The sequence below is a fragment of the Bacillus sp. NPDC057893 genome (assembly GCF_042796455.1).
Taxonomy (GTDB): Bacteria; Bacillota; Bacilli; order Bacillales; family Bacillaceae_G; genus Bacillus_A.
Map to the genome: position 1 here is coordinate 800,455 of NZ_JBHVNG010000001.1, position 26,133 is coordinate 826,587.

A 26,133-nucleotide genomic window follows, 5' to 3' on the forward strand; every position below is an offset into this window, starting at 1 on the left:
AATAAATATTGCATAGAGATTGTTCATATCGTTATGATAGTATGTATTCTATTGAAATTATGAAAAGGAGTTAAAGCATGCCGTTTACATTTGCACATCCAGCAGCTGTTCTCCCTTTTGCTAAGAAACATTCTAGTTATATTTCAGTGACGGCTCTTATATTAGGTAGTATGGCACCTGATTTTGAATATTTTTTATATTTTAGGCCATACGGTATTATTGGCCATACATGGGCTGGTTTCTTATATTTGAATTTACCACTCGTTTTTTTATTAGCATATGCATATCATCTTATTTTAAAAGGACCGTTTATAACACATCTACCTAAGCCGTTTGCTACGTACTATAAATATATAGCTGATGAAAAGTGGGGGCTTTATACATGGAAAGATATTTTTGTATTTTGCTATTCTGCTTTATTCGGTATGGTGACGCATGTCGTTTGGGATGCTTTTACCCATAAGACAGGCTATTTTGTTATGAAGATGCCGCTGTTACAGAAAGAAGTATATAGTATTCCAATTTATAAATTTTTACAGCATGGGAGTACGTGTTTTGGTCTACTATTACTAATATATGTACTATGGAAATATAGGAGGGAAACTGATCAAGATACTAGTTTAACTTCGGAAAAAAAGAAATATTGGGCTTCATCTATCGTTGTGGCGGCCATTATATTTATCGTTCACGCGTTATTAGACCCCTATTTTCATATTTTCCAAATAGGAGGTATAATAGTATCTGGACTGACAAGTTCGTTTTGTGGACTTCTTATTGTTTCTATAGTTTACAAATCAAGGGACTAATTTATATTAATGAATGATAGTGTTAGGAGAAATTAAATGATGAAAGCATGGAAAAGTATTTTTGTTTTATGTAGTTTTCTTCTTATGTTAAGTGGTTGCTTCCATCAAGAAGAAAAGAAGGCAGAACCTAAAAAGAAAGAATCTATTCCTGAAACAAAAGAGTATGGTGGGCGTGAGCTTAAAAAAGTAGGGCAAAAGGTGAAAGAAAAAGGATGGGGGACTTTTGAATTAGAACAGATTCATTCTGTGAATCAGACATTTGAAGTAGCCCCAATGAAAATTCACGTACAAGACGTTAAAGTTATCTCATTATCACAAATGAGCAAAGATGCAAAAAATACATTGAAAGTGTATACTGCATTAACTCCTGAAGAAGTAAAGCGTAGATTGGGAGATAAAGTGAGTCAAGAAGATGCTGAATTATATGCATCGTTAAGTGGAACAGAGATTAGCGATACGATTCGGTATGTTGAAATTACATATAAGGTAGAAAATAGTGGGAATAAGAACATGCAATTTTTCTCTATGAATGATGTTACTATAAATGACAAACAACATTTTAATGTAGCGACTCAAAACTTTTTATATGATGAAGATACGCTCGTTGGTACGAAGAGTGTTTCAAGAGAAGATTATAAGCCTGGTGAGACACGAGAAGGAATTATCGGTTTAATACTTGATGATGGAAAAGAAAAAGTAAAGGATATTAAGTTTACGACAGATGATTTAGCAACAGGAGACACAAATGAAGCTGTTAAAGAACCGCAAACTTTTAATATTTCACTCTCTAAATAAAGTGTCTTTATAATAATTTAAGAAAAAACAGTCAGCATAAAAAGTTATGCTGACTGTTTTTTTAGCTCTTTCACATATGAATCTACACTTTGAAAAGGTACTGTAATTTTAAAAGCATCTTTTTGCTCGTTAAATTGTTTTTCATTATAAGGACCGAATCGTTTATTATGCTTTACATCGATAATCCAATAATGTTCACTTTTTTTATTTGTAATTGCTGCGTCAGGATTATTTGGATCTGATTTTTCCTCAATTTGTTTTGTGATAATGTATTTATCGTCCCAAGCAATTTCTGTAATTTTTGCAGGGATGTATTGTGTAGCATATACAGCATCCTGAGAGGGGAAAAGTTCAAATGCATCTCCAGAAGTATGTATGAGTTCATATTCATCGTTAATTGTATAAGTTAAATGGTTTGTATTGCCTGTACAACCTGTTAATAAGAGTGCGGCAAATAGGATTATCCATCTTTTCAATATGGGAACCTCCTTTACAATGCTGTTGTAACACATTGTACAAGAAAAGTAAGCGAAACGCCAGTTTACAATGTTTTTTAGAAGTGGTACGATGAAACGGGTAAAGAAGGATATGAAGGAGTCGACACAAAATGAAGTTAAAGATGCATCGTCCAGCGCTTGTAATGAATCGCATAGGTGCTTCCCTTATTGACATGTTTTTAATCTCAGTTACGTACGGTGCAGTAGTAGCTATTATTACCGGGAACTATAGTGCTATTTTCAATCGTTTTAATATAAGTTTAGGTGACTATAGATATGACCTTACACTTGTTTTCGTATTAATGGCTATAAATTTTATTGTGTTACCTTTTCTTTGGAACGGTTCTACACTTGGTAAAAAGGTAACAAGAACAAAAATAATCTCGTTAACAAGTGAAAAACTAACGTTACAAACATTAATAATACGATTTTTGTTATTATTATTACCAAGCATATTATTACTTGGAGTTCCATTAATATGCAATGTATATATGATGTTATTCCGCAAAGATAATTGTGGCTTCCATGATTTAATTGCAAAGACGAAAGTGATGAGTCTTGTATAATTAATATTTAAATTATAGGTGCTACTAATGAAATAAGACTTTTTATTGTTTGTATATAAAAAGTCTTATTTTTAATTTCGTAAAAAATTTGATTATATAGGGAGGATATCTCCTATATAGTACCTTCCATATTACTGAAGGATGTTTAAAGAAGCGGTAGCTAATTCAAACACCCTATTTCCGTTTTGAATAGATTGAAAATTAAGAGAATGGTATGATGGATATAAATAATATCGTTATATAACAAAGGGGGATTTGCAATGACTGGAGGTAGCTTAATATTTTGGGGAATTCTTATTTTTATTGGTTTAACCTTCGATCAGTATAATAGTAAGAAAAAAAAGAAACAAACAAGTAATCGCTTACAAGTTGTCGAGTTAACTTTTCCTGCTTGCAGACTAATCTAATAAAGGAGTATACTGAATGACGGTAAGACTTATAGAAGGGGTAATGAAAATGAAGCTTGCAGGAAAAGTTGCCATTGTAACTGGCGGTGGCATCGGTATTGGACGTAGTACAGCTCTTTTGTTGGCTCAGCAAGGCGCAAAAGTAATTGTGACGGACATTGATCAAGAAAGTGGACAAGCAACAGTAGAGGAAATTACGGATCTAGGCGGAGAGGCACTTTTTGTATCCTATGATATGGGAAAGCAAGGAGATTGGCAACGCGTTATCAGTTTTGCGATGGAAGCATATAGTCGTATTGATATGCTTTTTCAAAATGCTGGTTTATATAAAATAGATTCTATATTTTCTGACCAACAAGAGAACGATTCCAATGCACTTTGTATTAATGACGTTTGGATAGAGATAAAACAATTAACGTCATCTTTTATGAAACAGCAAGAAGAAGTGGTGCTCAGTGACTTACCGATTTTCGGTATTATTAGCACGAGAGGACAATCATTTCATACAATAGAAGCCCTAGTATAATAATGAAAAACCGCCCTCAGTATATATGTGGACGGTTTTTTTGTGTGTATTTTCAGCCATTCTAATTTCTTATCGTATAAGTAGCAACTATACAGAATACAAGTGATTTCGTACCCACTATTTTTTTGTTTTAATTTGGAACGGGGTAGGAAGAGGATTTGACCGTTTCTATGCATGGCTAGGTTCTCTTTTCTACCTAAAAAAGAAGGTGTTGTATTTGCATGTATACTTAGCGAATACGTTGTTCGGTTTGGCTATCAAAGAAATGTGCTTTATTCATATCAAAAGCAAGTTTAATTTGGTCACCAGGTGAAAAAGTATGTCTTGCATCAACACGTGCTGCAAAATCTTGATTTCCAAGTTTCATATATATAATGGATTCAGCCCCTAACAACTCTGCAACTTCAATTTTTGTTGTGAAAGTAGTAGATTGTGAAGCTTCTAAAAATAATAGTTCATCATGAATATCTTCTGGACGAATACCTAAAACAATTTCTTTATTTACATAGCCTTGTTCGCGTAATAACTTCATTTTTCCTTCAGATACTTTAATCTTTAGTGAACTGTCTATAACGAAATCGGTTTCAGTTAATTTTCCACGGAAGAAATTCATTGCGGGTGAACCGATAAAACCACCAACGAAAATATTTTCAGGTGTTTCATATACTTCTTTTGGAGTTCCAATTTGTTGAATTTTGCCGTCTTTCATAACAACAAGACGTGAAGCCATTGTCATTGCCTCAGTTTGATCATGTGTTACATAAATTGTCGTTGTACCAAGACGGTGGTGTAATTTAGAAATTTCTGATCGCATTGCAACACGTAGTTTAGCGTCTAAGTTTGATAAGGGTTCATCCATTAAGAAGACTTTTGCGTCTCGAACAATTGCTCTACCTAATGCAACACGTTGACGTTGTCCACCTGATAAAGCTTTCGGTTTTCTATCTAAATATTGTTCAAGCCCTAATATTTGAGCTGCATGTTTCACTCGACGGTCGATTTCATCTTTCGGTATTTTTCGAAGTTTTAATCCAAATGCCATATTATCATACACACTCATATGTGGATAAAGAGCGTAGTTTTGGAAGACCATTGCGATATCTCGATCTTTTGGAGGAACATCGTTCATTAGCTTACCATCAATTGAAAATTCTCCTTTTGAAATATCTTCAAGTCCAGCTACCATTCGTAGTGTTGTAGATTTTCCACAGCCAGAAGGACCAACGAATACGATAAATTCTTTATCTTGAATGTGTAAATTAAAATCTGTTACAGCTGTTACGTTATTATCATATATTTTATAAATATTTTCTAATTTAAGTTCTGCCATGATATTTCCCCCTAGAAAGTTTATGCAAACGTTTTCTTTGAATTTATTATAAACGAATAGATTCAAAAAAGAAATAAAAACACTATAAAAAAATAAAACGTTTTCATTATTCCTATGAATATATAATAAGTTCCGCATGTTTTATTAGAAAAAGAAAATAAATATTGTAAGCGCTATTTTAAATTTGGATAGAATCTGTTATCATTCAGTAATGAAAACGTTTGCGCCTTAAAAAAAGAAAAAAGAATCAATAGTATAGATGAAATGGGGTAGCATAATGGGAAAACAATGGTGGAAAGAAAGTGTAGTATATCAAATTTATCCTCGTAGTTTTATGGATAGTAACGGTGATGGTATAGGTGATCTTCGTGGTATTCTTGCGAAGCTAGACTACTTAAAAAAATTAGGTATTGATGTAATTTGGTTATCACCAGTCTATGAATCTCCAAACGATGATAATGGTTACGATATAAGTGATTATTGTAAAATTATGAACGAGTTCGGAACAATGGAAGATTGGGATGAACTATTACATGAAATGCATAAACGTAATATGAAACTTATGATGGACTTAGTTGTTAATCATACTTCAGATGAACATAATTGGTTTATTGAATCACGTAAATCAAAAGAAAATAAATATAGAGACTATTATATATGGCGTCCTGGAAATGAAGGGAAAGAGCCGAATAACTGGGGAGCAGCATTTAGTGGCTCTGCATGGCAATATGATGAAATGACAGATGAATATTATTTGCATCTGTTTTCTAAAAAACAGCCAGATTTAAACTGGGATAATGAAAAGGTAAGACAAGATGTTTATGACATGATGAAGTTTTGGTTAGAAAAAGGAATTGATGGGTTCCGTATGGATGTTATTAATTTTATTTCTAAAGAAGATGGCTTACCAGCTGTTGAAACGGATGAAGAAGGATATGTTTCAGGGCATAAACATTTTATGAACGGTCCGAACATTCATAAGTATTTGCATGAAATGAATGAAGACGTATTGTCTCAGTATGACATTATGACGGTTGGGGAAATGCCTGGTGTAACAACAGAAGAAGCTAAATTGTATACAGGAGAAGCTAGAAAAGAACTGCAAATGGTATTCCAATTTGAACATATGGATTTAGATTCTGGAGAAGGTGGGAAATGGGATGTAAAACCATGCTCACTTCTTACTTTGAAACAAAATTTAACAAAGTGGCAAAAAGCATTAGAACAAACAGGCTGGAATAGCCTTTATTGGAATAACCATGACCAGCCTCGCGTTGTATCTCGTTTTGGTAATGATGGAGCTTATCATACTGAATCAGCAAAAATGTTAGCGACAGTACTTCATATGATGAAAGGGACACCATATATTTATCAAGGAGAAGAAATCGGAATGACCAATGTTCGATTTGAATCGATTGATGAATATCGAGATATTGAAACATTAAATATGTATAAAGAAAAAGTTATAGAGCGCGGCGAAGATATAGATAAAGTGATGCAGTCTATATATATAAAGGGCCGAGATAATGCTAGAACTCCGATGCAGTGGGATGATAGAGAACATGCTGGATTCACAACGGGTGAGCCTTGGATTACGGTAAACCCTAACTACAAAGAGATTAATGTGAAACAAGCAATCCAAGATGAAGACTCAATTTTTTATTACTATAAAAAATTAATTGAGCTACGCAAAAATAATGAAATAGTTGTGTATGGATCATATGATTTAATATTAGATAATAACCCTGCTATTTTTGCTTACGTAAGAACATATGGAGACGAAAAACTTCTTGTCATTGCAAACTTTACTGCGGGTGAATGTGTATTTGAATTACCTGAGGACATTAGTTATAGTGAATTGGAGTTATTAATACACAATTACGACGTGGAAATCGGATCGATAGACAACATTACATTACGTCCGTATGAAGCAATGGTATTCAAATTGAAATAAGAAAAAGCCTTATGCCACCTGGGTATAAGGCTTTTTCGATTACCATTTTAATATGGAGAATCCATATGGTGGAAGTGTAACTTGTAATATACTTGCTTCCGCTGAAAATTCTTCGTTTGTATATATATTGACTATTTTTTTTCCTGTAATATGACTAGGGAGTGAAGCTGTAATTTCATCGTTAGTAGGATTTAAAACGAAAAAGATAGTTTCATCTTCATATGTCTTCGTATAAGAAATATAATTATGTTCATCATTTGCTTCGATGAATTTGAAAGTGCCATGTCCTCCAAATGCTTTATATTGTTTCCGTAATGAAATTAATGTTTGTATATGTGTAAATAATACATGATCTTGTTCGTTTATATCCCAAATCATACATTTACGGCAATCAGGGTCCATGCCGCCATCCATACCGATTTCATCACCGTAATAAATACAAGGAGAACCGATGAAAGAAAGGTGGAATACATAGAGTAACTTTAACTTATTTTTATCCCCGTTACATGTTGTTAAAATTCTTGGTGTGTCATGACTGTCTAATAAATGAAATGCAGCTTCATTTACATTCATAGAGTAGGAATGTAGAGATTCTGTAATTTGTTTCATAAATTCACTTGCTTTAATGGAACCGTTAGCAAAGTAAGAAAGTAGAGCGTTTGTAACAGGATAACTCATTACAGCATCAAATTGATCCCCTTGTAGCCATGGGAGTGCATCGTGCCAAATTTCTCCCAAAATATATACTTCAGGATTTAATGCTTTTATTTCACTTCGGAATTCTCTCCAAAAACTGTGATCGACTTCATTTGCTACATCAAGGCGCCAACCATCTATATGGAATTCGCTTACCCAATAACGACCTACTTCAAGTAAATATTCTTTAACATCTGGATGTGCCGTATTTAATTTAGGCATATATGGTGTAAATGCGAAAGTATCATAGTTAGGAAGTGGCTCGGTTATAATTGGAAACTCATGAATATGGAACCAATCTTTATAGGCGGAATTCTCGCCTTGGTCCAGCACGTCTTGAAATTTATCAAAGAAGTATCCGCTATGATTAAAAACAGCGTCGAGCATTACTTTTATACCATGTTTATGACACGCCTGAACGAGTTCTTTGAACGTTTCTTTCGTCCCAAATTGTGGGGCGATTTCCATGTAATCAATTGTGTCATATTTATGATTCGAATGAGCTTTGAAAATAGGAGTGAAATAAATGCCAGAGATTCCAAGCTTCACAAGGTAATCAAGATTTTGAAGAATACCAGCAAAATCACCTCCGAAAAAATTAGTAGCAGTTGGCTCTGCACTGCTCCAAGAAAGGGTGTTTGCTGGATTTAATGTACTATCCCCGTTAGCGAATCGTTCCGGGAAAATTTGATACCATACTGTGTCTTTAATCCAGGATGGTGCCCTGAAAACGTCTTTTGCATGAATGAATGGAAAGCAGAAAAAGTTACCGACATCGTCATTTGGAATATTAGAAAAAAATCCTCGTTCTGTATAAATAAGAGTTTCTACGTCGTTTTTTAATTCGAATCCATAACGTAAGCGTTTAAATTTTGGTTTGATTGAAACCGACCAATAATCAAATAACTCAGTAGATCCGTTTTTTTTCATCGGTGTACTCGCTGTAATCCATTTCCCATCTTGCCATTCGTACGGATCGCCGTAGATGAGAGCGACGCTGTGAACATCATCCCTTTTTGTGTGTATTCGGATGTGAATTGTTTTTTCATCGTAAGCGTATGCATAATTATCTTTTGGCCTATGATAGATCGCTTCTTTAAGCATATAGAAAATCCCCCTTTAATATCTCTATACATATAGTTCCCGTAAATGAAATAATAAAAATTATGTTGCAAACGATTGCCTTCCACATAACTTTAATATTGCTTATAAGAGTAGTATTCATTTTATGTAAAGTCAATGAATAAAGAGTATGATAAGATTATTTTGAAAATTAATATTTGCAAAATGAATAAAAGGATGTATAATGATAGACAAATAGCGCAAACGTTTTCATAGATTTGAGATATTGTTTGCGCTTCTATTAAACTATCTAATGCAAGCGTTTTCAATTAAAGGGTACATAGACAATTTAGGGAGGTTTTTGGGATGAAGAAAGCATTATCACTATTAACGATTTCAGCATTGTCAATCGGTATGTTATCTGCATGTGGACCGAAAGATTCAGGGAAAAAGGAAGTAAGTAAAGAGAAGAAAGATTATGATCTTCTCGTTTGGGAAGATGAGAAAAAAGGTGTGGGTCTAGAGCCAGCAGTGAAAAGTTTTGAAAAGAAATATAATGTAAAAGTAAAAGTTGAAGAGGTTCAGATGACGAAACAAATAGAAAAACTTCGTCTCGACGGTCCAGCTGGCACAGGGCCAGATGTTGTAACATTGCCACATGATCATATTGGTAATGCGGTAACAGAAGGGCTACTTTCAGAAGTGAAAGTGGATGATACAGTAAAAAGTAAATTTACAGATTTATCAATAGAAGCACAAACGTATAACGGAAAATTATACGGTTTACCAAAAGCAATTGAAACACCAATCTTTATTTATAATAAAAAATTGATGCAAAAAGCACCTGAAACGATGGATGAGCTGTTTAACTTCTCAAAAGACTTTACGAAGGATGGCAAGTACGGATTTTTAGCACTAGGAGATAACTTCTACTTCGCTAATGCATTTATGGCAGGTATGGGCGGCTATGTATTTGGTGAGAAAGACGGAAAACCAAATGCAAATGATATCGGTTTAAATAATAGCGGTGCAGTACAAGGTGCTGATTATATTCAAAAATGGTACAAAGAAAAGTTATTCCCGAAAGGTATTATCGGTGAATCTGGTGGTTCAGCTGCAGATGGATTATTTAATGAAGGAAAAGCAGCATCTATTATGAATGGTCCATGGGCATTCCAAGCGATGGAAAAGGCTGGAATTGATTATGGTGTTGCTCCAATGCCAAAATTACCAAATGGTCAACCGATGAAAACGTTCGTTGGTGTAAAAGGATGGCATGTAACAAGCTTCTCTAAACAAAATGATTTAGCTACAAAATTCACTGAGTGGGTTACAAATGAAGAAAATGCGAAAATTCGATTTGAGAAAACGAAAGAAATTCCGCCAGTAAAATCAGTAATGGAAGATCCAATCATTAAAGATAACGAAGCTGCAAAAGCAGTTGCAACGCAATCGGAAAATGGAATTCCAATGCCGAATATTCCAGAAATGCAGGAAGTTTGGAAACCAGCTGGGGATGCGCTTCAATTAGTTGTATCAGATAAAGAAGCACCAAAATCCGCACTTGATAATGCAGTGAAACAAATTAAAGGTAATATTGAGGCAAATCATAGTAAGAAAAAATAAGGTGAAATTCGTGCTTCTAATATAAGAGGCACGAATTCTCTCCCTTCCAAGTAGGAAGAAAAAAGGGGGAAGGAACATGCAAACATCTATGGAACCAGAGAAAGAGTTAAACGGTTCAAAGCATAGGAAAATGGCGACCATGTTATCAATCATTCCAGGTATTGGTCAACTATATAATAAACAATTTGTAAAAGGTCTTATTTTTCTAGTATTAACAGGTTCATTTATTGTAGCATTTGCTGATTTGTTAAATATAGGATTATGGGGAATTGTAACGCTTGGTACAGAAGTTCCACGTGACCATTCGGTCTTTCTATTAGTAGAAGGGATTTTGGCACTAATCGTCGTTGTGTTTGGTCTAGGGATATATGCATTTAACTTATATGATGCATATCAAAATGGGAAAAAACGTGATATAGGAACGCCATTAAACTCTGTAAAAGAGCAATATCGTAACTTATTAGATCAAGGTTTTCCATATTTAATGGTTTCACCAGGTTTTCTATTGCTTATCTTTGTTGTTGTTTTCCCAATCATTTTCGTAATTTTAATTGGATTTACGAATTATGATTTATACCACTCTCCTCCAGCTAAATTAGTAGATTGGGTGGGCTTTAAAAACTTTATTGATATTTTCACGTTACCAATGTGGAGAGATACATTTTTAAGTGTATTTTCTTGGACTGTCATTTGGACGTTTGTTGCAACAACGTTACAAGTTGCACTTGGTATTTTTTTAGCGATTATCGTAAATCAGCCTGGTATTAAAGGGAAGGCAATTATTCGAACAATCTTTATTTTACCGTGGGCTGTTCCAGCATTCGTATCTATTCTTGTATTTGCTGGTATGTTTAATGAAACATTTGGAGCAATTAATAACCAAGTATTAGCTTTATTCGGGATTGAAAAGATTGCTTGGATGACAGACCCGTTTTGGGCGAAGATGGCTTTAATTATGATTCAAACGTGGCTCGGTTTCCCGTTCGTCTTTGCAATGACAACAGGTATATTGCAATCGATTCCAGGAGAATTATATGAAGCGGCTACAGTAGATGGAGCAACAGCTTGGCAACAGTTCCGCAAAATTACATTGCCACTTGTTTTATATGCAACAGCGCCAATATTAATTACGCAATATACGTTTAACTTTAATAATTTTAGTATTATTTATCTATTTAATAGCGGGGGACCTGCTGTGTCTGGACAAAATGCGGGTGGAACGGATATTTTAATTTCATGGATCTATAAGTTAACGATGACTTCGGCTCAGTACGGAAAAGCAGCAGCTCTTACAATGATTTTATCGTTAATTGTTATTACAGTTGCGTTATGGCAATTTAAGAGAACAAAATCATTCCAAGAAGAGGATATGATGTAAATGAATATTAAACGACAAAAGATGTTACGTCTTTCATTAAGTTATTTAGTTATCTTCATAATGTGTGCGATTATTTTCTATCCATTATTATGGATAATTGGCTCATCGTTTAATCCAGGGGATAGTTTATCTGGGTCAAGTATTATTCCGGAAAATGCCACGTTAGATCATTATCGCAAGCTACTTGATCTCGATTCAAGTAACTACTTACTTTGGTATAAAAATACTTTAAAAGTTAGCGTAATGACGATGATTTTCTCTGTGCTAGCCATTAGCTTTACTGCTTATGCATTTTCGAGATATCGTTTTGTTGGAAGAAAGAATGGTTTATTAACATTTTTAATTCTGCAAATGATCCCGAATTTTGCAGCGTTAATCGCACTATATATATTAGCTCAGTTAACAGGATTACTTGATACACATCTTGCATTAATTTTAATTTATGTGGGCGGAGCAATTCCGATGAATACATGGCTTATGAAAGGGTATTTTGATACGATTCCGAAAGAGTTGGATGAATCAGCTCGAATGGATGGAGCAGGGCATTTCCGTATTTTCTGGCAAATCATTATGCCGCTTGCAAAACCAATCGTAGCGGTTGTAGCTTTATTCACTTTCATCGGTCCATTTACAGATTTCATTTTAGCGAGTATTATTTTGCGCACACCGGAAAATTATACTTTAGCAGTTGGACTATATGAAATGGTAGCGAAAAAATTTGGTAATGAATTTACGACATTTGCAGCTGGCTCAGTATTAATTGCAATTCCGATTTCTATTTTATTCTTATCGCTGCAAAAATATTTTGTTTCCGGTTTAACAGCTGGAGGTACGAAAGGATGAAAATGGGACATTACGTCCCATTTCTCTTTTCATCTCCCTATAAAAAATTTGTAGGGAGATGAAAAGAGATTTGACATCACATGCGAAAAGATGTGAAATAAATAGTATATTATAGTATAGGAAAATAAAGCTATATCCCTTACAATACATGGAGAGGGAGAAGATAATAATTTTTGCAAGATAGAACGAAGTGATGAAAGTTTGCGGTTTCTCCTATTACTTGCAACGATTGCAAGATAACAATATATGAAATATGGCAGAGAAGTGAGAGGGGGGATTTTTATGACAGTTACAATTAAAGATGTGGCGAAGAAGGCAAATGTTGCACCATCGACAGTTTCCCGTGTAATTGCTGATAATCCAAGTATAAGTGAAAAGACAAAGCGCCGTGTTCGAAAAGTGATGAGTGAACTAGGCTATCACCCAAATTTAAATGCAAGAAACCTTGCAAATCAAACAACGAAAACGCTTGGGCTCGTTATGCCGAGCTCAGCAAGTAAAGCTTTTCAAAATCCGTTTTTCCCGGAAGTTATAAGAGGAATTAGCTCATTTGCACATATGGAAGGGTATGCGCTTTATATGTCGACAGGTGAAACGGAAGACGAAATTTTTAATGGTGTTGTAAAAATGGTACAAGGGCGTCAAATTGGTGGAATTATTCTTTTATATTCAAGAGAAAATGACCGGATTATTCAGTATTTGCATAATCAAAAATTCCCGTTTGTATTGATTGGAAAACCATATGATCGAAAAGATGAAATTACATATGTAGATAATGACAATTATACAGCAGCAAGAGAAGTAGCGGAATATTTGATTTCATTAGGCCATAAACAAATCGCGTTCATCGGCGGTGGATCAGATTTACTTGTAACGAGAGATCGTTTGGCAGGTATGAGTGATGCTTTAAAACTAGCAGATATTATATTACCGAAAGAGTATATTTTACACTTTGATTTTTCAAGAGAGAGTGGTCAACAGGCTGTTGAGGAATTAATGGGACTAAAGCAACCACCGACGGCAATTATGGCAACGGATGATTTAATTGGACTTGGCGTGTTAAGTGCGCTTTCTAAAAAAGGATTTGTTGTACCGAAAGATGTTTCTATTGTAAGTTTTAACAATGCTTTATTATCAGAAATTGCTAGTCCACCGCTTTCAACAGTTGATGTGAATATTTATCAATTAGGGTATGAAGCGGCAAAAGCTTTAGTTGATAAGGTAGAGCATTCTGAGTCTACTTCAAAATGCATTATTATTCCGCATAAATTATTGAAGCGTCAAACTTGTGATCAGTATAAAACAAAAAGCTAAGAGTTTAACTCTTAGCTTTTTGCTTTAGAAAGGCTTCTAAACGGTCGCAGCCTTCTTTTAAAGTTTCCATACTATAAGCATAGGAAAGGCGAAGGTAGCCTTCACCATATTCAGAAAATGCCGTTCCAGGAACGACGGCCAGCCCAGCTTCTTTTACAAGATTAAGTGCAAAATCAAATGATGAAGATGTTAAGTTTCCGACATATGGGAATAAATAAAATGCACCCGTTGGCTTCTCGACTGTTAAGTCCATTTGAATGAGTCTATTATATACGTAATCACGGCGCTTTTTATATTGATGACGCATCATCTTAGGTGCATCTTTAGCAGCTGTTAACGCTTCAATTGCAGCATGTTGGGCGATTGAATTAGCGCATGTCACATTATATTGATGAACTTTTAAAATATGCTTTGCTAAATAATTAGGAGCAAATAAAAATCCAATACGCCATCCTGTCATAGAATGTGATTTGGCTAAGCCATTAATGACAATAGTCTTCTCACGCATTTCTGGGAATTGAGCAATAGATGTGTGTTGCCCTTCATATACTAGTTCGCTATAAATTTCATCAGAAAGAACGAAAATATTTTTATCTTTTAAGACAGATACAATATCTTGTAATTCTTCTTTTGATAGGGTAACACCAGTTGGATTAGAAGGATACGGCAAAACGACGCATCTTGTTCGTTCTGTAATTGCATTTTGCAATGCTTCAGCTGTTAAACGAAATCCAGTTTCACGAACATCTATAAAAATAGGCGTTGCACCGCATAGTCGAATAATAGGCTCGTAGCCTGGATAAATAGGAGCAGGTAAAATTACTTCCGTTCCTGGTTCTAAAATAGTTCGGAATGCAACATCAATCGCTTCACTAGCGCCGATTGTAACAATGGTTTCGTTTTCAGGTGAATAGTGTAAATCGTAATTATCTTTTACAAAGTTACAAGCCGCCTCACGTAATTCTAATAAACCAGCGTTGTGTGTATAGCTTGTATAATTTTCTGTAATGGCCCGTTTAGCAGCTTCTTTTACTAAAGAAGGTGTAGGGAAGTCGGGTTGCCCAATTGTTAAAGAGATGAGATTATCATAGTTTTGAATCATGTTAGAGAACTGACGGATTCCAGAAATTTGGATGTCCTTCACTCTAGGATTAATGAATTGTTCCATTGTATCTCCCTTTCTTCCGTTTGAAAATTAAGTTCATTTTATCATATTTTTAACTATTACGCTTTGTTTATAAAATTTCCCCCGCTATTTGTGAAAGATAAGAATCGTATCTTAAAATTCAGTGGAAGTAAGAAATTATGTGAGGATTCAAATGTCCATAAGAGTATAAGCTGTGTGAGTTAATTAAAGTTTCACTCCATTTGTTTAAGCATAAACAAAAAAAGCCGCTGCAAGCGACTTTTTAATAACCGTATTCCCAATCTATTTCATCTTCGTTCCAAAGTACGGAAGATACTTTGCCAAGATGGACAACGGATTCATTTACAGCACATGTACAGTCTTCGTCCCCTGCTTTATGTTGCAATTCTTCGTATACTGATTTTTCAACGTTTTCTAGCACAACCAAATTTTCTTCTTTTAAAACAAGCGTAGTACCCGCCATATTTATCTTCCTCCTACTAAAGTAATGATCACTTATTTGTAAACATAGATAGTATGGATTATATGCTGTATTTTGCGATAGTTGTCCGTCTAGTGAAGTGTTTTTTATTTTCTTTGTAATCCGTATTCATTGTATACTGCACGAAGGAAATTTGGTACAGGGTTTACAATCATTTCGGAAATTTGTAACATTTATTATTAGTTGTTAACAAATAATTAACAAAAATGTTAAGAAAAATCAAAATTTTAAAACAAATATACTTATAAAATGATATAATCATATCAAAATACATATAGGGGATGAGAGGCTATGGAGCTGATTCGTGATTTAATGATCCAAATTGCCATCATTATTTTACCACTATTTTTATATGAAGCGATTCGTTTAAATCGTTATCAAGAAATGCTTCCGAAGCCTAATCGCTACTTTATTATGTTTTTATCTAGCGTTACACTCGTTCTCTCCATGACATACTCTATTTGTTTTGGTACTGTTTGCGGATACAATTTTCATCCAATCCCAATTGTTAGTGGTTTTTTATATGGTGGGATTGTTGGACTCATCCCTGCCATTATTTTTGTTGCATATGAATGGATTTTTAAGGGGCTCAGTTGGTTGCCTATCGTAGAAGTTATATTTCTTTCGATAATTCCATTGTTTTTGTCAAAGAAATGGTCTCTGTTTTCAAGAGATAAGAAGCTAATATTAGCTTTTATGATTGCATCATTTTATGTTCTTGTTTCATTAGTAGTCGGGATGTTGAATGTCCTTTTAGAAACAGGTTTTACACCGTACATATCTAATCTATATAGTGGGTATATATTTGCATCACTTATTATGGTTATGACAATGGTATTTCAAGTGTATTTGACTGAGTATTTAAATGAAAATGCATTATTGCGTACAGAAATGCAAAAATCAGAAAAACTTAATATTGTTAGTGAGTTAGCTGCAAGTGTTGCACATGAAGTTCGAAACCCTCTCACTGTTGTACGAGGGTTTATTCAATTGCTAGAGAGTACGGAAGAGGTAAAAAACAAAGATTATATGCGTCTCGTATTAGCTGAACTGGATCGTGCTGAACAGATTATTTCAGATTATTTAAATTTAGCAAGGCCTCAAATTGAAAAAAAAGAACATATTTGTTTATCAGCACAATTAATTGAAATGACAACTCTTATGTCATCATTTGCAGCGATGCAGGGCGTTTATTTGCAAGTTGAGATTTCTGAGAGCCTTTATACTATCGGCGATAAGACGAAATTGAAGCAAGCTATTATGAATGTTGTTAAAAACGGTATTGAAGCAATTCAAGGAAACAAAGGGTATTTAAAAGTAACAGCTATTCAAAAAGATGAAATGATAATAATAAGAGTTAAAGATAGTGGTGTTGGAATGACAAAAGAACAGTTAGTAAGGCTTGGACAACCGTATTATTCTTTAAAAGAAAAAGGAACAGGATTAGGTCTTATGGTAACATTTAGTATTTTACAAGCGCATAATGGTACATTGGAATATAAAAGTGAAAGTGGAAAAGGAACTGAAGCTATTATTATATTGCCAGCTGTACGATATAAGGAATAAAAGTTACCGGTAGAAGGTAACTTTTTATTTTATCTTGCATTAGAAAAATATACGAAATTTCATTCATTTATTTTATCTTGTTTTGTTCGAACGAATAAACTTTTAAATGATTGAAAGAAGCTTTGCTCTTTTGAAGCGGCGACTAATTTTTTTGTTTCTTGAATTTCGCGAATAACTTGCATAAGTTGTGCATCGCGGTTGCTATCTTTATTGTAAATTTGATTGACAAGTTTATTCATTTTTTCTTCTTGTTTGGATTCTCGCTTATACATATGATTCATTAATAAGTCCATCTTTTCTTTTTGGAGTGCATCTGTTTCGGCGGCATGAACAACTAGCTCTTGTAACATTTTTTCCTGAGAGCCTTCTTTTACATAAACTTGTTGCATTAGTTCATCTAATTTCTCGTCTTTTAAACGATTTTGTGTAATGAGAGTAGAGTTTTGATGAATAATTGCTTCATTTAATTGAGCAAGCATTTCAAGTTTTAACATGAACTCCTCAAAGTTACGTCCATCTTCTTTCGGTTGTATCTCTTGTTTATCTTGAATAACAGGTACAGGTGGGGCCTCTCTTTCTTTTAAAATAATAGGTATTGTTTCTGAAATGTCTTCTTGTAATGTAGCAGCTCTTTCATGTATAGATTTCAATAGTTTTAAATCATCCAATTTATAAATACGAGCATCAGCTGTTTTGGAAATGATATAACCGTGTTCCTCTAAGAGTTGGCTATATTTTCGGACTATATGTTTTGGGATACCTGTTTTATTTGTAACATCTTTCGTCTTATAAATAGCTTCCATGATAGTTCCTCCCCAAAAAGTATCGTATATATCATTTCAATCTTTTATGAGGACTTCCTTTGAAAAAGAATGTCGGAAGGTTATTAGTTTTCTACAGCATTAGTGAAAAGATGAGGAAAAATGAATGTTTTTGGCGAAATGGAGAGGAAGAGCTAAAATAATGTCTGAAAACATACGTAGAAGAAGTTTGTTATAATAACTGAGGAAAAGAAATTGGTAGGAACACGGAGGTACACATGAAGCAATTTAAAGGTATTATCATTTCAATTATTGCAATTCTTTCTCTTTTGATAGCGGTATATGAAGTACTTGTGCCAGAGGAGACAAGTACTAAAAAAACAACTACGTATGATCAAATTCTAGAGTTCCCGAAAGAACGATATCCAGAGACCGGGAAACATATAACGGATGCTATAAAAGAAGGGCATTCAGAAATGTGCACAATTGATCGTAATGGTGCAGCGGATAGAAGGAAATTATCGTTAGCGCCATATCCGACGAAGAAAGGTTATGATCGTGATGAATGGCCGATGGCGATGTGTAAGGAAGGCGGAAAAGGAGCCCATATTGAATATATAAGTCCAGCAGATAACCGCGGTGCAGGTTCTTGGGTAGGGAATAAGCTAGACAAATATCCAGATGGTACGCGTGTGAAATTTGAAGTGAAATAGTAATTGGCATACATTTCATAGTGGAGGAGAGGGGTAGTTATGGAATTAACAATTTCATATTCGCAATTAATGATAATGAATTATGATGGTCAGCAGCCTTATGTAGATTGGACTCCTGAAGATTTTGAAAGAGGCTATGCTGAGGTGGATGGAGCTATTATTTTTGAAGCAATCTCTGACTATACTTGTGAAGTAGAAGTTACTTGCGGAAATCATATTGAGAAAGAAGAAGTGGTTAGAACGATATCAGTTCCTTTCACAGTGAAGAATGAAGAAGTATATATAACAAGTATTCTTTCTAATAAATTTCATATTCCTATTCCGAACGGGGAATATATGGTAGTCTTGCAGGCAACTCCTCTTGAAGAGCCAACAGACGATGAATTGTATAAAGTACAATACGACTTCTATTTTGAGAGTGTAGAATAAAAAAACGTGTTATCCTTTTTGAAGGATAACACGTTTTTTATTATGCGTTTGTTTTTAGGAGAGAACGAGCGTCTTTTGCTGCCTGAACCATGTGCTCTAAAGCAGGTATAACTTCCTCAGTTCTTCGTGTTTTTAAACCACAGTCTGGATTAATCCAGAAATATTTAGGATCACATACTTGTAAAGATTGTTCTACGATTGTGAACATTTCATCTTTACTTGGGACACGTGGGCTATGAATATCATATACACCTAGACCAATTCCTTTTTCATATGTTGTATGTTTTAATGTATTAATAAATTCTCCATGACTTCTTGATGTTTCGATAGAAATAACATCTGCATCTAATGCACGAATTGCATCTACAATATCTTCGAAGTTACTGTAACACATATGAGTATGAATTTGTGTTTCATTTTCTACAGAAGATGTTGCTAACAGGAATGATTGAACTGCCCATGTAATGTATGCATCCCAATCTTTTTCTTTTAACGGCATACCTTCACGAAGTGCAGGCTCATCGACTTGGATTACTCTAATTCCGGAAGATTCAAGTAATTCAATTTCATGACGAAGTGCTAATGCAATTTGATATGAAACTTCTTTTCTTGAAATATCATTTCGAACGAATGACCAATTTAAAATAGTGACAGGTCCAGTGAGCATACCTTTTACTACTTTCTCTGTTAAGCTTTGTGCATATACAGTTTCTTTAATAGTCATTCCACTTATAAAGGCAACATCACCATAAATAACAGGTGGTTTTACGCAGCGAGAACCGTATGATTGTACCCATCCGTTTTTAGTAAAGGAGAAACCAGCAAGTCTTTCACCAAAATATTCCACCATGTCAGTTCTTTCGAATTCACCATGTACTAGTACATCAAGACCAATATTTTCTTGGTAACGAATCCACTTTGCAGTTTCTTGTTCAATGAATTGATTATATTGTTCATTTGTAATATCGCCGTTACGCCACTGTTTACGTATTTGACGAACTTCAGATGTTTGCGGGAAGCTACCGATAGTTGTTGTTGGTAACAACGGTAATTGTAAAGCTACTTGCTGTAGTTCATATCGTTTTTCAAATGGAAGAGGACGTGAGAAATCATCTTCTTTAAGTGATGTACGTGCCACTTTTACATCTTCACGATTACGTGCAGCTGATGAGCGGATTGCATGATGTGCATTACGATATGTTGTCAAATCGCTACTTATGCTTTCTACACCTTTAGTAAGAGCAGAATGGATAAGGACTAGTTCTTCTAATTTTTGATTAGCAAATGCAAGTGCATCAAATAATTCAGTTGCTAATTGGGTTTCTCCCGTTTTATCGATTGGAGTATGCAATAAGCTACAAGAAGGTTGAACAATTAAACCTTTTGCTGTGATTTGATTTTGTAATGTTGTAAATAAAGAAAGTACATCATCAAGATCAGCTCTCCAAATGTTACGGCCATCTATACAACCGATAGCTAAAATTTTATCAGCTGGGAATCCATATTTTGAAATAGCATTTACATTACCTTCTTTGCCATGAACAAAGTCTAATCCAATACCAGAAACAGGGAATGTAATGATTTCTTCATAGTTCTCTTCTACACTATCAAAATATGTTTGTAGAAGAAGATTAGCATTCGGAACTTCTTTATGAATAGCTTCGTAAAGTTCTTTCGCTTGATTAATTTCATCTTTTGTTAAGGATGCAAAGATTGGTTCGTCAACTTGAATAATTTGTGCTCCAGCTGCGTGCAATTCAGAGAATAATTGTACATAAGGTGCAACTAGCTCTTTTAAAATAGTGGGAAATTGCTCTTCGTTATAACCTTTTGCTAGTTTTAGGAATGTATAAGGTCCTAAAATAACTGGTTTTCCATCAACGCCTAACTCTTTTTTCGCTTCTTCATATAAACGAAGAGGGCGATTGTCTTTTAAAGAGATTTGTAATCCTTCTTCATATTCAGGAACAATGTAATGATAGTTTGTGTTAAACCATTTTGTCATTTCAGAAGCAACGTGATCTTTAGAGCCGCGTGCCATTGCAAAATATACATCAAGGTAAGAGGTAAACTCTGAAAAACGTGACGGGATGAATCCTAACATGTAGGCCGTATCCAGAACGTGGTCATAATATGTAAAATCGCCAACTGGAATTAATTCAATTCCTTTTTCTTGCTGTACTTTGACGTGTTGAAGGCGAATTTCTTTCATTGTCGTTAAAAATTGTTCTTCATCAATTTTATTGGACCAAAAAGCTTCCAATGTTTTTTTCCACTCTCGTTGTAGTCCGATACGTGGATAACCTAAGTTACTTGTTTGAATTGCCATTTTAAATTCCTCCCTAATTGAAAGTAAGCATTTCCGTTTACTCGGAAATACCTATAACAAAAAGCATAAAGGCATAGAAAAATAAGCCTTCCTTTTTGTTTTTAACACCTCATCATCATCCGTGAGTCTATCAGTGTTGTTAAAACAGGCAGGTCTCCTGACTTATGCTTTATATAATTTCTTTCACCTTCCCGTTTTCACAGTGGTACCAAAAAGAAATCTCAGCATTTACAGTGGCGGGACCGTGTTGGAGTTTCACCAAGCTTCCCTTTTAAACACGAAACGAAATTTCCGTGTACCTATTTTCCTTTTGAAAGGAATTTAACAAGCGATATGATATTGAAACAAATTCTAACACAATTTTTCGAATTTTGTCTACTGTTTTAAAATTAGAAAATTCAAAAGTTTTTTTATTAATTATTATTTTAAATACTCTGATTTTTATAAGTGGAGAAAAGGTGTGAGAATTGAAATAAATTGTGGTTAAGTTTCCGAAGAAGAGGGGTATCTTTTTCGGAAACTTAACCTTCATCAATATCAATTTCTGAAAGACGTCCTGCCACTGCATCTGTAAGGAGGGTGTTTAACCATTGTAATTCAACGGTAATATGCTCAATAACGCTTTGTAAAATGTATAGTTGTGCACGTGGAATGTTCCCTTTGCTACAATCGTATATAGTTTGCATTTTATGTAAATATTGAATGGTATCATTTTTCTTTTTTTCTAAAATAGGAACTAACTCTCGGTCATCACCAAAATGAGCAAAAGAGAGTGCTGAATAGATCGGTTTATATATTTCGTTTTTTGCTTCGAACTGTTTTAATAGTAACGTGTGAAATAGCCGTTTACCTTCTTCTGTTATATGAAAGATTTTTTTATCTGGCCTATTCGTATCTCGAACAATAGTTGTAATGCGAATTGCGCCTTGCTTTTCTAATTGCTCGAAGGCGTAGTACAGTGATCCTTTTGCGTATTTAATATAACAATCCATGTGTCGTTCTTTCATAATGTGCTGCACTTCATATGGATGTTTATCTCCTTCGAGTAGCAAGCCGAGAATGACTAATTTCATACTCATGCTGTCTCAACTCCTGTATATAGAAACTTTATACATATTATAAACGGCATATCCTTTTTCATAAAGGGATATGCCGTTTCTTTTTTCTATACTAACTTACTTTCTTTTGTTTTTGTTTCGTTTTTGGTCCTGTGAAGAGGCGCTCATTTCCCATAAGTAAAATACAAATAATACTTAGTACGGCCGGAATAAGTGCCCAGAAGAACGTATTAGCAATAGATGTTGCAAGAGCCTCCTTAATGCCGCTCAGTACTTCAGGAGGTAGCTTTTCAGTAGCATTTGGTGATAATAAAAAGCTTGTGTCTCCACCTTTAGGAGCCATTTTTGCTAGTTCAGGAGGGAAGACTGCTTTTAATTTATCAGTGAAAACATGATTTTGAATTGTACCGAAAATCGTTACACCAAGAGTCATACCGAGTGAACGGAAGAATGAATTTGTTGATGTAGCAGAACCGCGATCTCTCATTTCTAGTTTGTGAATAGATGCCATACTTAAAACTGAGAAGGAGAATCCAACTCCAAGTCCAGCAAGCACCATAAACATTGTTACGAGTGTACGAGGTGTTTCCATTGTTAAAGTACTTAGTAAATAAATACCAAGAACGAAGAAAACTCCAGATACTATCATGATGTTACGATAACTTGTTCGTGAAGCTAACTGTCCACCAGTTTGACTTCCAATTACAGATCCTACCATCATAGGTGTCAAAATTAATCCAGCATTTGAGGCTGAACCACCGAGAACACCTTGAACGAAGATTGGAATATAAACTGTACAGATGATAAAAGCTGCGCCATAGAAAAAGGCAACACCTTGGCTAGCTGCAAATAAAGGTTTTTTAAATAAATGGAAAGAAATAATAGGCTCGGTTGCGTTTCTTTCTACGAAGAAGAAAATAATAAGCATAATAATAACAGTTGAAAATAAACCAATAATCACATTAGAGTTCCATGCATATTCCTTACCACCAAGTTCTAGGGCAAACATTAAGCAAATGATACTAATGACAAGTGTAATGGCACCAGCCCAGTCAATTTTTTGTTTTCTATATTCTAGAGACTCGTTATAGTATTTAGTAATGAAGAAGAAGGAAATAAGTCCTAATGGAATATTAATATAGAAGACCCAGTGCCAACTTATATAATCTGTAATGTAAGCACCTAACAAAGGTCCGAAAACACTAGATGTTCCGAAAACAGCACCAAATAGTCCGGTCATTTTCCCGCGTTTTTCAGGCGGGAATATATCATACATAATTGTAAATGCGATAGGCATAAGAGCTCCGCCACCAATTCCTTGAATGGCTCTATAAATACTTAATTGTTCAATACTTGATGCTGTCCCGCAAAGTGCAGAACCGAATAAGAAAAGAATTAGTCCGCCAATATAAAAGCGTTTCCGCCCGTACATATCAGAAAGCTTACCGAATATAGGCATTCCGGCCATTGTTGCTACCATGTAGGCAGATGTGACCCAAACGAATTTGTCGAACCCTCCTAAGTCTCCGACAATCGTTGCCATCGCAGTTGCGACGATTGTGTTATCCATTGCTGCCATTAGAATACCAAGTAGTAAACCAGCAACAACAAATTTTGTTTTACTTGAATCTTTTTTTGAAAGTTGTGCTTCCAAATATAGCCCTCCTTTAATGAAAATTAAACTAACTTAAGTTTTTTAGTGCAATGCGTACAAACTTTATGTACAGTTTGTATCGTTCCCTCTTCATTTATAAAAAATTGCATTGACATGATATAAAGGATGGAAATCATAAATTATATTATAGTCAAATTTGACTAAAAGGTAAATGTTTTCTTAAGCCAAAGTATTTTATTATATTGACGAAAAGAGAGAGTAAGAATTTATTTTTTTATGTAGTTAAGGAAGGAAATTGTAAAAAAATATTTAATAAAGAATAACCTGTGTCAACCTATTAAAAATGGTTTTTTCTTTATATTGTCGAATAGGATAAAAGGAAAAGAAAAATTTAAAATGTTTTGTAACAAGCTGAATATTTTTTCTTAGTGTAGTTTATTGCATCGAGAGGCAGAATAAAGTTGTATAGATGATACATCTGGAATGAGGTGAATATATTATGAAAATATGGAAACGAATTTCGGATCAAGAAAGGTATTCTATACCGTTACAGCCGGTTTTGTGGATTGATGGTTCTAAAAAGGACACGGAAGCATCTAATGTAGCAGTCACATTGCAAATCCGTAGTATGTATAAAGAAAAATTTTCATATGAGATGATCTATGATGTTAATGACATACTAATTATTCGACTTGAAGTTGAAAACAAAGGCGTTGAAATGATTTCGCGAGTAGTTGTAAGTCATATGATTCGTGATTATTTCGCGTATATCCCAAACTCTTTAAAAGCAGATAAGGGAATAAGTGAGTTTTTATTTCAGCTTGTAAGGTGGCGAATCGATAATCTATCGCCGAGTGAAAGGGTAGAATTAATTTGTCAAATAAAAGCAAATAAAGATAAAGCTCCTCCCAATTCATTATTTCAGGCTACATATACATTTCAATATAAAGGAGTATCATATGGACCGCTACAAACAAATGAAGTGGTTGTCAGAAAATGATAAGAAGGAACCTGTGCGAAAGGTTCCTTTTTTAATGAAGATTGTGCTTCTTGAGTAATTTCTTTTGTTCCACTCCTTTTTTTCCAACATAGTTATTTTTGTATCCAAAATATAGAATGAATAGAAATGAAATAACATTTACTAGAGCGTCAATTTGATCGTTTGTAATGAAGTTTATTCCGAAAGAGTTAAATAGTAATTTTAATGATAATAAAAAGCCAGCTAGTAAGCGCATAATATCTGATAGATTTTCTTTTTGAAGCATATAGGTCACTCCTTTCTAAAAACGATATATAGTATATATATGAAATAAAATAGAAAAGGTATACGAGCTTAAGTAGAAATGTACATGGAATATGTACATTTTTTATTTTGTAGAAAAACATTATTGTTATAGAAGCATATATTGGTATAGAAGGGAGGGGAAGTATGAAATATAAAGGGAAAATAAGTGGATTACTACTTGGGAACACAGTTGCGGTTACAGAATGGATTGCACTTCAGGATGTAATTGCTAAGCTAGATTCGCGATCATTTTTTACCGTCTTTATTATTTATATATTGCAAATGATACTAAGCTATTATTTTGGACATTGGTACGATAAAAGAGCGAATGCGCGTGTAAATATTGAAGTAGGAGGAATGACAAATAACGATTTTGTCGTTGATTTTTTTGAGAAAGTAGCTGCTTTATCAGAAAGAGATTCTCGTAATATTACAGTGTATATTCTTTCCGTAAAAGAATGGGATGTATTAAAAGACACAGTGCAAGAAAAAAAGTTAGATGAGCTAGTCCAAAGAGTAGAACGTACAATTGTAAAGACAGTTCGAAAAGGCGATGCAGTTACGAGGTGGGATGAAAATAAATATGTTATCGTAGCTGTTGATAATGGCTATGAAAAGTCAACAATAACAAATCGATTAATCAAAAATATTCAAAATGAAATAGCGAATGATTTATTAAGTGTCACACTATTATTTGGGGCTGCAAGTTATCCGATAGAAGGGAAAACTGTTGAAGATTTGTTTAGAAAGGCACAAAATCAATTGTATAATTATAGAAACTTGCAAAGTCATGAATGAAACTTTGATTTGAAGAAGTATGATATAAAGAATTTTTTGTAACATTTTTTTGTCTTTTGTTACAAGAAAACTTTTTTTTGTAACAAAAGTCTTTAAAAATATATGAAATCAGCATATAATTGTCTGTGGATGTGTCAATGCATTTTGCACA

25 protein-coding genes and 1 riboswitch are annotated in these 26,133 nt (G+C 34.2%); of the genes, 15 read left to right on the forward strand and 10 right to left on the reverse strand.

The window, feature by feature from the left end:
• Positions 1-77 precede the first annotated feature (77 nt).
• Positions 78-806: a DUF4184 family protein gene (locus ACFVQC_RS04485; protein ID WP_377897506.1), complete on the forward strand. Its 729-nt coding sequence runs from the start codon at positions 78-80 to the stop codon at positions 804-806.
• Between the two features lie 36 nt (positions 807-842).
• Entirely contained in the window at positions 843-1,601 is a 759-nt protein-coding gene (locus ACFVQC_RS04490; RefSeq protein ID WP_002145958.1) for a hypothetical protein, read from the forward strand.
• Positions 1,602-1,645: 44 nt separating this feature from the next.
• On the opposite strand, the gene ACFVQC_RS04495 is transcribed toward ACFVQC_RS04490, so the two are convergent.
• On the reverse strand, positions 1,646-2,077 hold the full coding sequence (locus tag ACFVQC_RS04495; RefSeq protein WP_002033805.1) for a DUF3997 domain-containing protein: 432 nt from the start codon (positions 2,075-2,077) through the stop codon (positions 1,646-1,648).
• Between the two features lie 131 nt (positions 2,078-2,208).
• Here ACFVQC_RS04495 and ACFVQC_RS04500 point away from each other — a divergent pair, with 131 nt between their 5' ends.
• The 3 genes from ACFVQC_RS04500 to ACFVQC_RS04510 all read left to right on the forward strand — a co-directional run bounded on the left by ACFVQC_RS04500 (position 2,209) and on the right by ACFVQC_RS04510 (position 3,597).
• Positions 2,209-2,664: an RDD family protein gene (locus ACFVQC_RS04500; protein WP_377897508.1), complete on the forward strand. Its 456-nt coding sequence runs from the start codon at positions 2,209-2,211 to the stop codon at positions 2,662-2,664.
• A gap of 260 nt (positions 2,665-2,924) precedes the next feature.
• Positions 2,925-3,071, forward strand: a complete 147-nt coding sequence (locus ACFVQC_RS04505; protein ID WP_377897509.1) for a flagellar motor protein — start codon at positions 2,925-2,927, stop codon at positions 3,069-3,071.
• Between the two features lie 16 nt (positions 3,072-3,087).
• A complete protein-coding gene (locus ACFVQC_RS04510; protein ID WP_377897510.1) occupies positions 3,088-3,597 on the forward strand; it encodes an SDR family NAD(P)-dependent oxidoreductase in 510 nt (169 codons plus the stop codon).
• A 229-nt stretch (positions 3,598-3,826) separates the two neighbouring features.
• Here the strand turns inward: ACFVQC_RS04510 and ACFVQC_RS04515 are convergent, their stop codons facing one another.
• Positions 3,827-4,927, reverse strand: coding sequence for an ABC transporter ATP-binding protein (locus ACFVQC_RS04515; RefSeq protein ID WP_002014802.1), 1,101 nt, complete (start codon positions 4,925-4,927; stop codon positions 3,827-3,829).
• A 277-nt stretch (positions 4,928-5,204) separates the two neighbouring features.
• Between ACFVQC_RS04515 and ACFVQC_RS04520 the strand changes: the two genes are divergently transcribed.
• Complete coding sequence (locus ACFVQC_RS04520) at positions 5,205-6,881, forward strand: glycoside hydrolase family 13 protein (protein ID WP_377892797.1); 1,677 nt, start codon at positions 5,205-5,207, stop codon at positions 6,879-6,881.
• A gap of 39 nt (positions 6,882-6,920) precedes the next feature.
• Here ACFVQC_RS04520 and ACFVQC_RS04525 read toward each other — a convergent pair whose 3' ends face one another.
• Positions 6,921-8,681: an alpha-glycosidase gene (locus ACFVQC_RS04525; protein ID WP_377897512.1), complete on the reverse strand. Its 1,761-nt coding sequence runs from the start codon at positions 8,679-8,681 to the stop codon at positions 6,921-6,923.
• Positions 8,682-9,005: 324 nt separating this feature from the next.
• On the opposite strand from ACFVQC_RS04525, the gene ACFVQC_RS04530 reads away from it, so the two are divergent.
• The 4 genes from ACFVQC_RS04530 to malR all read left to right on the forward strand — a co-directional run bounded on the left by ACFVQC_RS04530 (position 9,006) and on the right by malR (position 13,800).
• Positions 9,006-10,265, forward strand: coding sequence for an extracellular solute-binding protein (locus tag ACFVQC_RS04530; protein WP_377897513.1), 1,260 nt, complete (start codon positions 9,006-9,008; stop codon positions 10,263-10,265).
• 76 nt (positions 10,266-10,341) lie between these two features.
• Positions 10,342-11,643, forward strand: coding sequence for a maltosaccharide ABC transporter permease MalC (malC, locus tag ACFVQC_RS04535; RefSeq protein WP_002199479.1), 1,302 nt, complete (start codon positions 10,342-10,344; stop codon positions 11,641-11,643).
• Entirely contained in the window at positions 11,644-12,486 is an 843-nt protein-coding gene (gene malD, locus ACFVQC_RS04540) for a maltosaccharide ABC transporter permease MalD (RefSeq protein WP_002145966.1), read from the forward strand. It begins immediately after the preceding gene.
• Positions 12,487-12,768: 282 nt separating this feature from the next.
• On the forward strand, positions 12,769-13,800 hold the full coding sequence (malR, locus tag ACFVQC_RS04545) for a maltose operon transcriptional repressor MalR (RefSeq protein WP_377892803.1): 1,032 nt from the start codon (positions 12,769-12,771) through the stop codon (positions 13,798-13,800).
• A gap of 4 nt (positions 13,801-13,804) precedes the next feature.
• On the opposite strand, the gene ACFVQC_RS04550 is transcribed toward malR, so the two are convergent.
• Positions 13,805-14,968 carry an aminotransferase A gene (locus ACFVQC_RS04550; protein ID WP_377897514.1) on the reverse strand — a complete coding sequence of 388 codons (1,164 nt, stop codon included), beginning with the start codon at positions 14,966-14,968 and terminating at the stop codon, positions 13,805-13,807.
• A 241-nt stretch (positions 14,969-15,209) separates the two neighbouring features.
• Positions 15,210-15,410, reverse strand: a complete 201-nt coding sequence (locus ACFVQC_RS04555; RefSeq protein ID WP_000929276.1) for a hypothetical protein — start codon at positions 15,408-15,410, stop codon at positions 15,210-15,212.
• 309 nt (positions 15,411-15,719) lie between these two features.
• Here ACFVQC_RS04555 and ACFVQC_RS04560 point away from each other — a divergent pair, with 309 nt between their 5' ends.
• On the forward strand, positions 15,720-16,994 hold the full coding sequence (locus tag ACFVQC_RS04560) for an ATP-binding protein (RefSeq protein WP_377892807.1): 1,275 nt from the start codon (positions 15,720-15,722) through the stop codon (positions 16,992-16,994).
• A gap of 59 nt (positions 16,995-17,053) precedes the next feature.
• Here the strand turns inward: ACFVQC_RS04560 and ACFVQC_RS04565 are convergent, their stop codons facing one another.
• A complete protein-coding gene (locus ACFVQC_RS04565) occupies positions 17,054-17,797 on the reverse strand; it encodes a DUF3967 domain-containing protein (protein WP_377892809.1) in 744 nt (247 codons plus the stop codon).
• A gap of 236 nt (positions 17,798-18,033) precedes the next feature.
• Here ACFVQC_RS04565 and nucA point away from each other — a divergent pair, with 236 nt between their 5' ends.
• The gene (gene nucA, locus ACFVQC_RS04570) at positions 18,034-18,468 is read left to right on the forward strand and encodes a DNA-entry nuclease (RefSeq protein ID WP_377897516.1); all 435 of its coding nucleotides are present in this window, start codon (positions 18,034-18,036) and stop codon (positions 18,466-18,468) included.
• Positions 18,469-18,507: 39 nt separating this feature from the next.
• The gene (gene comJ / locus ACFVQC_RS04575; protein ID WP_219919867.1) at positions 18,508-18,897 is read left to right on the forward strand and encodes a competence protein ComJ; all 390 of its coding nucleotides are present in this window, start codon (positions 18,508-18,510) and stop codon (positions 18,895-18,897) included.
• 40 nt (positions 18,898-18,937) lie between these two features.
• Here comJ and metE read toward each other — a convergent pair whose 3' ends face one another.
• The 3 genes from metE to ACFVQC_RS04590 all read right to left on the reverse strand — a co-directional run bounded on the left by metE (position 18,938) and on the right by ACFVQC_RS04590 (position 23,938).
• A complete protein-coding gene (gene metE / locus ACFVQC_RS04580; protein ID WP_377897517.1) occupies positions 18,938-21,226 on the reverse strand; it encodes a 5-methyltetrahydropteroyltriglutamate--homocysteine S-methyltransferase in 2,289 nt (762 codons plus the stop codon).
• Between the two features lie 130 nt (positions 21,227-21,356).
• Positions 21,357-21,544: riboswitch (cobalamin riboswitch) on the reverse strand.
• A 203-nt stretch (positions 21,545-21,747) separates the two neighbouring features.
• Complete coding sequence (locus ACFVQC_RS04585; protein ID WP_377897519.1) at positions 21,748-22,305, reverse strand: PadR family transcriptional regulator; 558 nt, start codon at positions 22,303-22,305, stop codon at positions 21,748-21,750.
• A gap of 91 nt (positions 22,306-22,396) precedes the next feature.
• The gene (locus tag ACFVQC_RS04590) at positions 22,397-23,938 is read right to left on the reverse strand and encodes an MDR family MFS transporter (protein ID WP_002145976.1); all 1,542 of its coding nucleotides are present in this window, start codon (positions 23,936-23,938) and stop codon (positions 22,397-22,399) included.
• A gap of 460 nt (positions 23,939-24,398) precedes the next feature.
• On the opposite strand from ACFVQC_RS04590, the gene ACFVQC_RS04595 reads away from it, so the two are divergent.
• Positions 24,399-24,899, forward strand: coding sequence for a hypothetical protein (locus ACFVQC_RS04595; RefSeq protein ID WP_377897520.1), 501 nt, complete (start codon positions 24,399-24,401; stop codon positions 24,897-24,899).
• 31 nt (positions 24,900-24,930) lie between these two features.
• On the opposite strand, the gene ACFVQC_RS04600 is transcribed toward ACFVQC_RS04595, so the two are convergent.
• Entirely contained in the window at positions 24,931-25,164 is a 234-nt protein-coding gene (locus ACFVQC_RS04600) for an SPP1 phage holin family protein (RefSeq protein WP_002111524.1), read from the reverse strand.
• A gap of 164 nt (positions 25,165-25,328) precedes the next feature.
• Between ACFVQC_RS04600 and ACFVQC_RS04605 the strand changes: the two genes are divergently transcribed.
• Complete coding sequence (locus tag ACFVQC_RS04605; protein ID WP_377897522.1) at positions 25,329-25,982, forward strand: diguanylate cyclase domain-containing protein; 654 nt, start codon at positions 25,329-25,331, stop codon at positions 25,980-25,982.
• Positions 25,983-26,133: the final 151 nt, after the last annotated feature.

Excerpts from the sequence above, each read along its gene's own strand:
- ACFVQC_RS04485 (WP_377897506.1), top strand. The coding sequence starts at position 78 with ATGCCGTTTACATTTGCACATCCAGCAGCTGTTCTCCCTTTTGCTAAG.
- ACFVQC_RS04490 (WP_002145958.1), top strand. The coding sequence starts at position 843 with ATGATGAAAGCATGGAAAAGTATTTTTGTTTTATGTAGTTTTCTTCTT.
- ACFVQC_RS04500 (WP_377897508.1), top strand. The coding sequence starts at position 2,209 with ATGAAGTTAAAGATGCATCGTCCAGCGCTTGTAATGAATCGCATAGGT.
- ACFVQC_RS04505 (WP_377897509.1), top strand. The coding sequence starts at position 2,925 with ATGACTGGAGGTAGCTTAATATTTTGGGGAATTCTTATTTTTATTGGT.
- ACFVQC_RS04510 (WP_377897510.1), top strand. The coding sequence starts at position 3,088 with ATGACGGTAAGACTTATAGAAGGGGTAATGAAAATGAAGCTTGCAGGA.
- ACFVQC_RS04515 (WP_002014802.1), bottom strand. The coding sequence starts at position 4,927 with ATGGCAGAACTTAAATTAGAAAATATTTATAAAATATATGATAATAAC.
- ACFVQC_RS04520 (WP_377892797.1), top strand. The coding sequence starts at position 5,205 with ATGGGAAAACAATGGTGGAAAGAAAGTGTAGTATATCAAATTTATCCT.
- ACFVQC_RS04525 (WP_377897512.1), bottom strand. The coding sequence starts at position 8,681 with ATGCTTAAAGAAGCGATCTATCATAGGCCAAAAGATAATTATGCATAC.
- ACFVQC_RS04530 (WP_377897513.1), top strand. The coding sequence starts at position 9,006 with ATGAAGAAAGCATTATCACTATTAACGATTTCAGCATTGTCAATCGGT.
- malC (WP_002199479.1), top strand. The coding sequence starts at position 10,342 with ATGCAAACATCTATGGAACCAGAGAAAGAGTTAAACGGTTCAAAGCAT.
- malD (WP_002145966.1), top strand. The coding sequence starts at position 11,644 with ATGAATATTAAACGACAAAAGATGTTACGTCTTTCATTAAGTTATTTA.
- malR (WP_377892803.1), top strand. The coding sequence starts at position 12,769 with ATGACAGTTACAATTAAAGATGTGGCGAAGAAGGCAAATGTTGCACCA.
- ACFVQC_RS04550 (WP_377897514.1), bottom strand. The coding sequence starts at position 14,968 with ATGGAACAATTCATTAATCCTAGAGTGAAGGACATCCAAATTTCTGGA.
- ACFVQC_RS04555 (WP_000929276.1), bottom strand. The coding sequence starts at position 15,410 with ATGGCGGGTACTACGCTTGTTTTAAAAGAAGAAAATTTGGTTGTGCTA.
- ACFVQC_RS04560 (WP_377892807.1), top strand. The coding sequence starts at position 15,720 with ATGGAGCTGATTCGTGATTTAATGATCCAAATTGCCATCATTATTTTA.
- ACFVQC_RS04565 (WP_377892809.1), bottom strand. The coding sequence starts at position 17,797 with ATGGAAGCTATTTATAAGACGAAAGATGTTACAAATAAAACAGGTATC.
- nucA (WP_377897516.1), top strand. The coding sequence starts at position 18,034 with ATGAAGCAATTTAAAGGTATTATCATTTCAATTATTGCAATTCTTTCT.
- comJ (WP_219919867.1), top strand. The coding sequence starts at position 18,508 with ATGGAATTAACAATTTCATATTCGCAATTAATGATAATGAATTATGAT.
- metE (WP_377897517.1), bottom strand. The coding sequence starts at position 21,226 with ATGGCAATTCAAACAAGTAACTTAGGTTATCCACGTATCGGACTACAA.
- ACFVQC_RS04585 (WP_377897519.1), bottom strand. The coding sequence starts at position 22,305 with ATGAGTATGAAATTAGTCATTCTCGGCTTGCTACTCGAAGGAGATAAA.
- ACFVQC_RS04595 (WP_377897520.1), top strand. The coding sequence starts at position 24,399 with ATGAAAATATGGAAACGAATTTCGGATCAAGAAAGGTATTCTATACCG.
- ACFVQC_RS04600 (WP_002111524.1), bottom strand. The coding sequence starts at position 25,164 with ATGCTTCAAAAAGAAAATCTATCAGATATTATGCGCTTACTAGCTGGC.
- ACFVQC_RS04605 (WP_377897522.1), top strand. The coding sequence starts at position 25,329 with ATGAAATATAAAGGGAAAATAAGTGGATTACTACTTGGGAACACAGTT.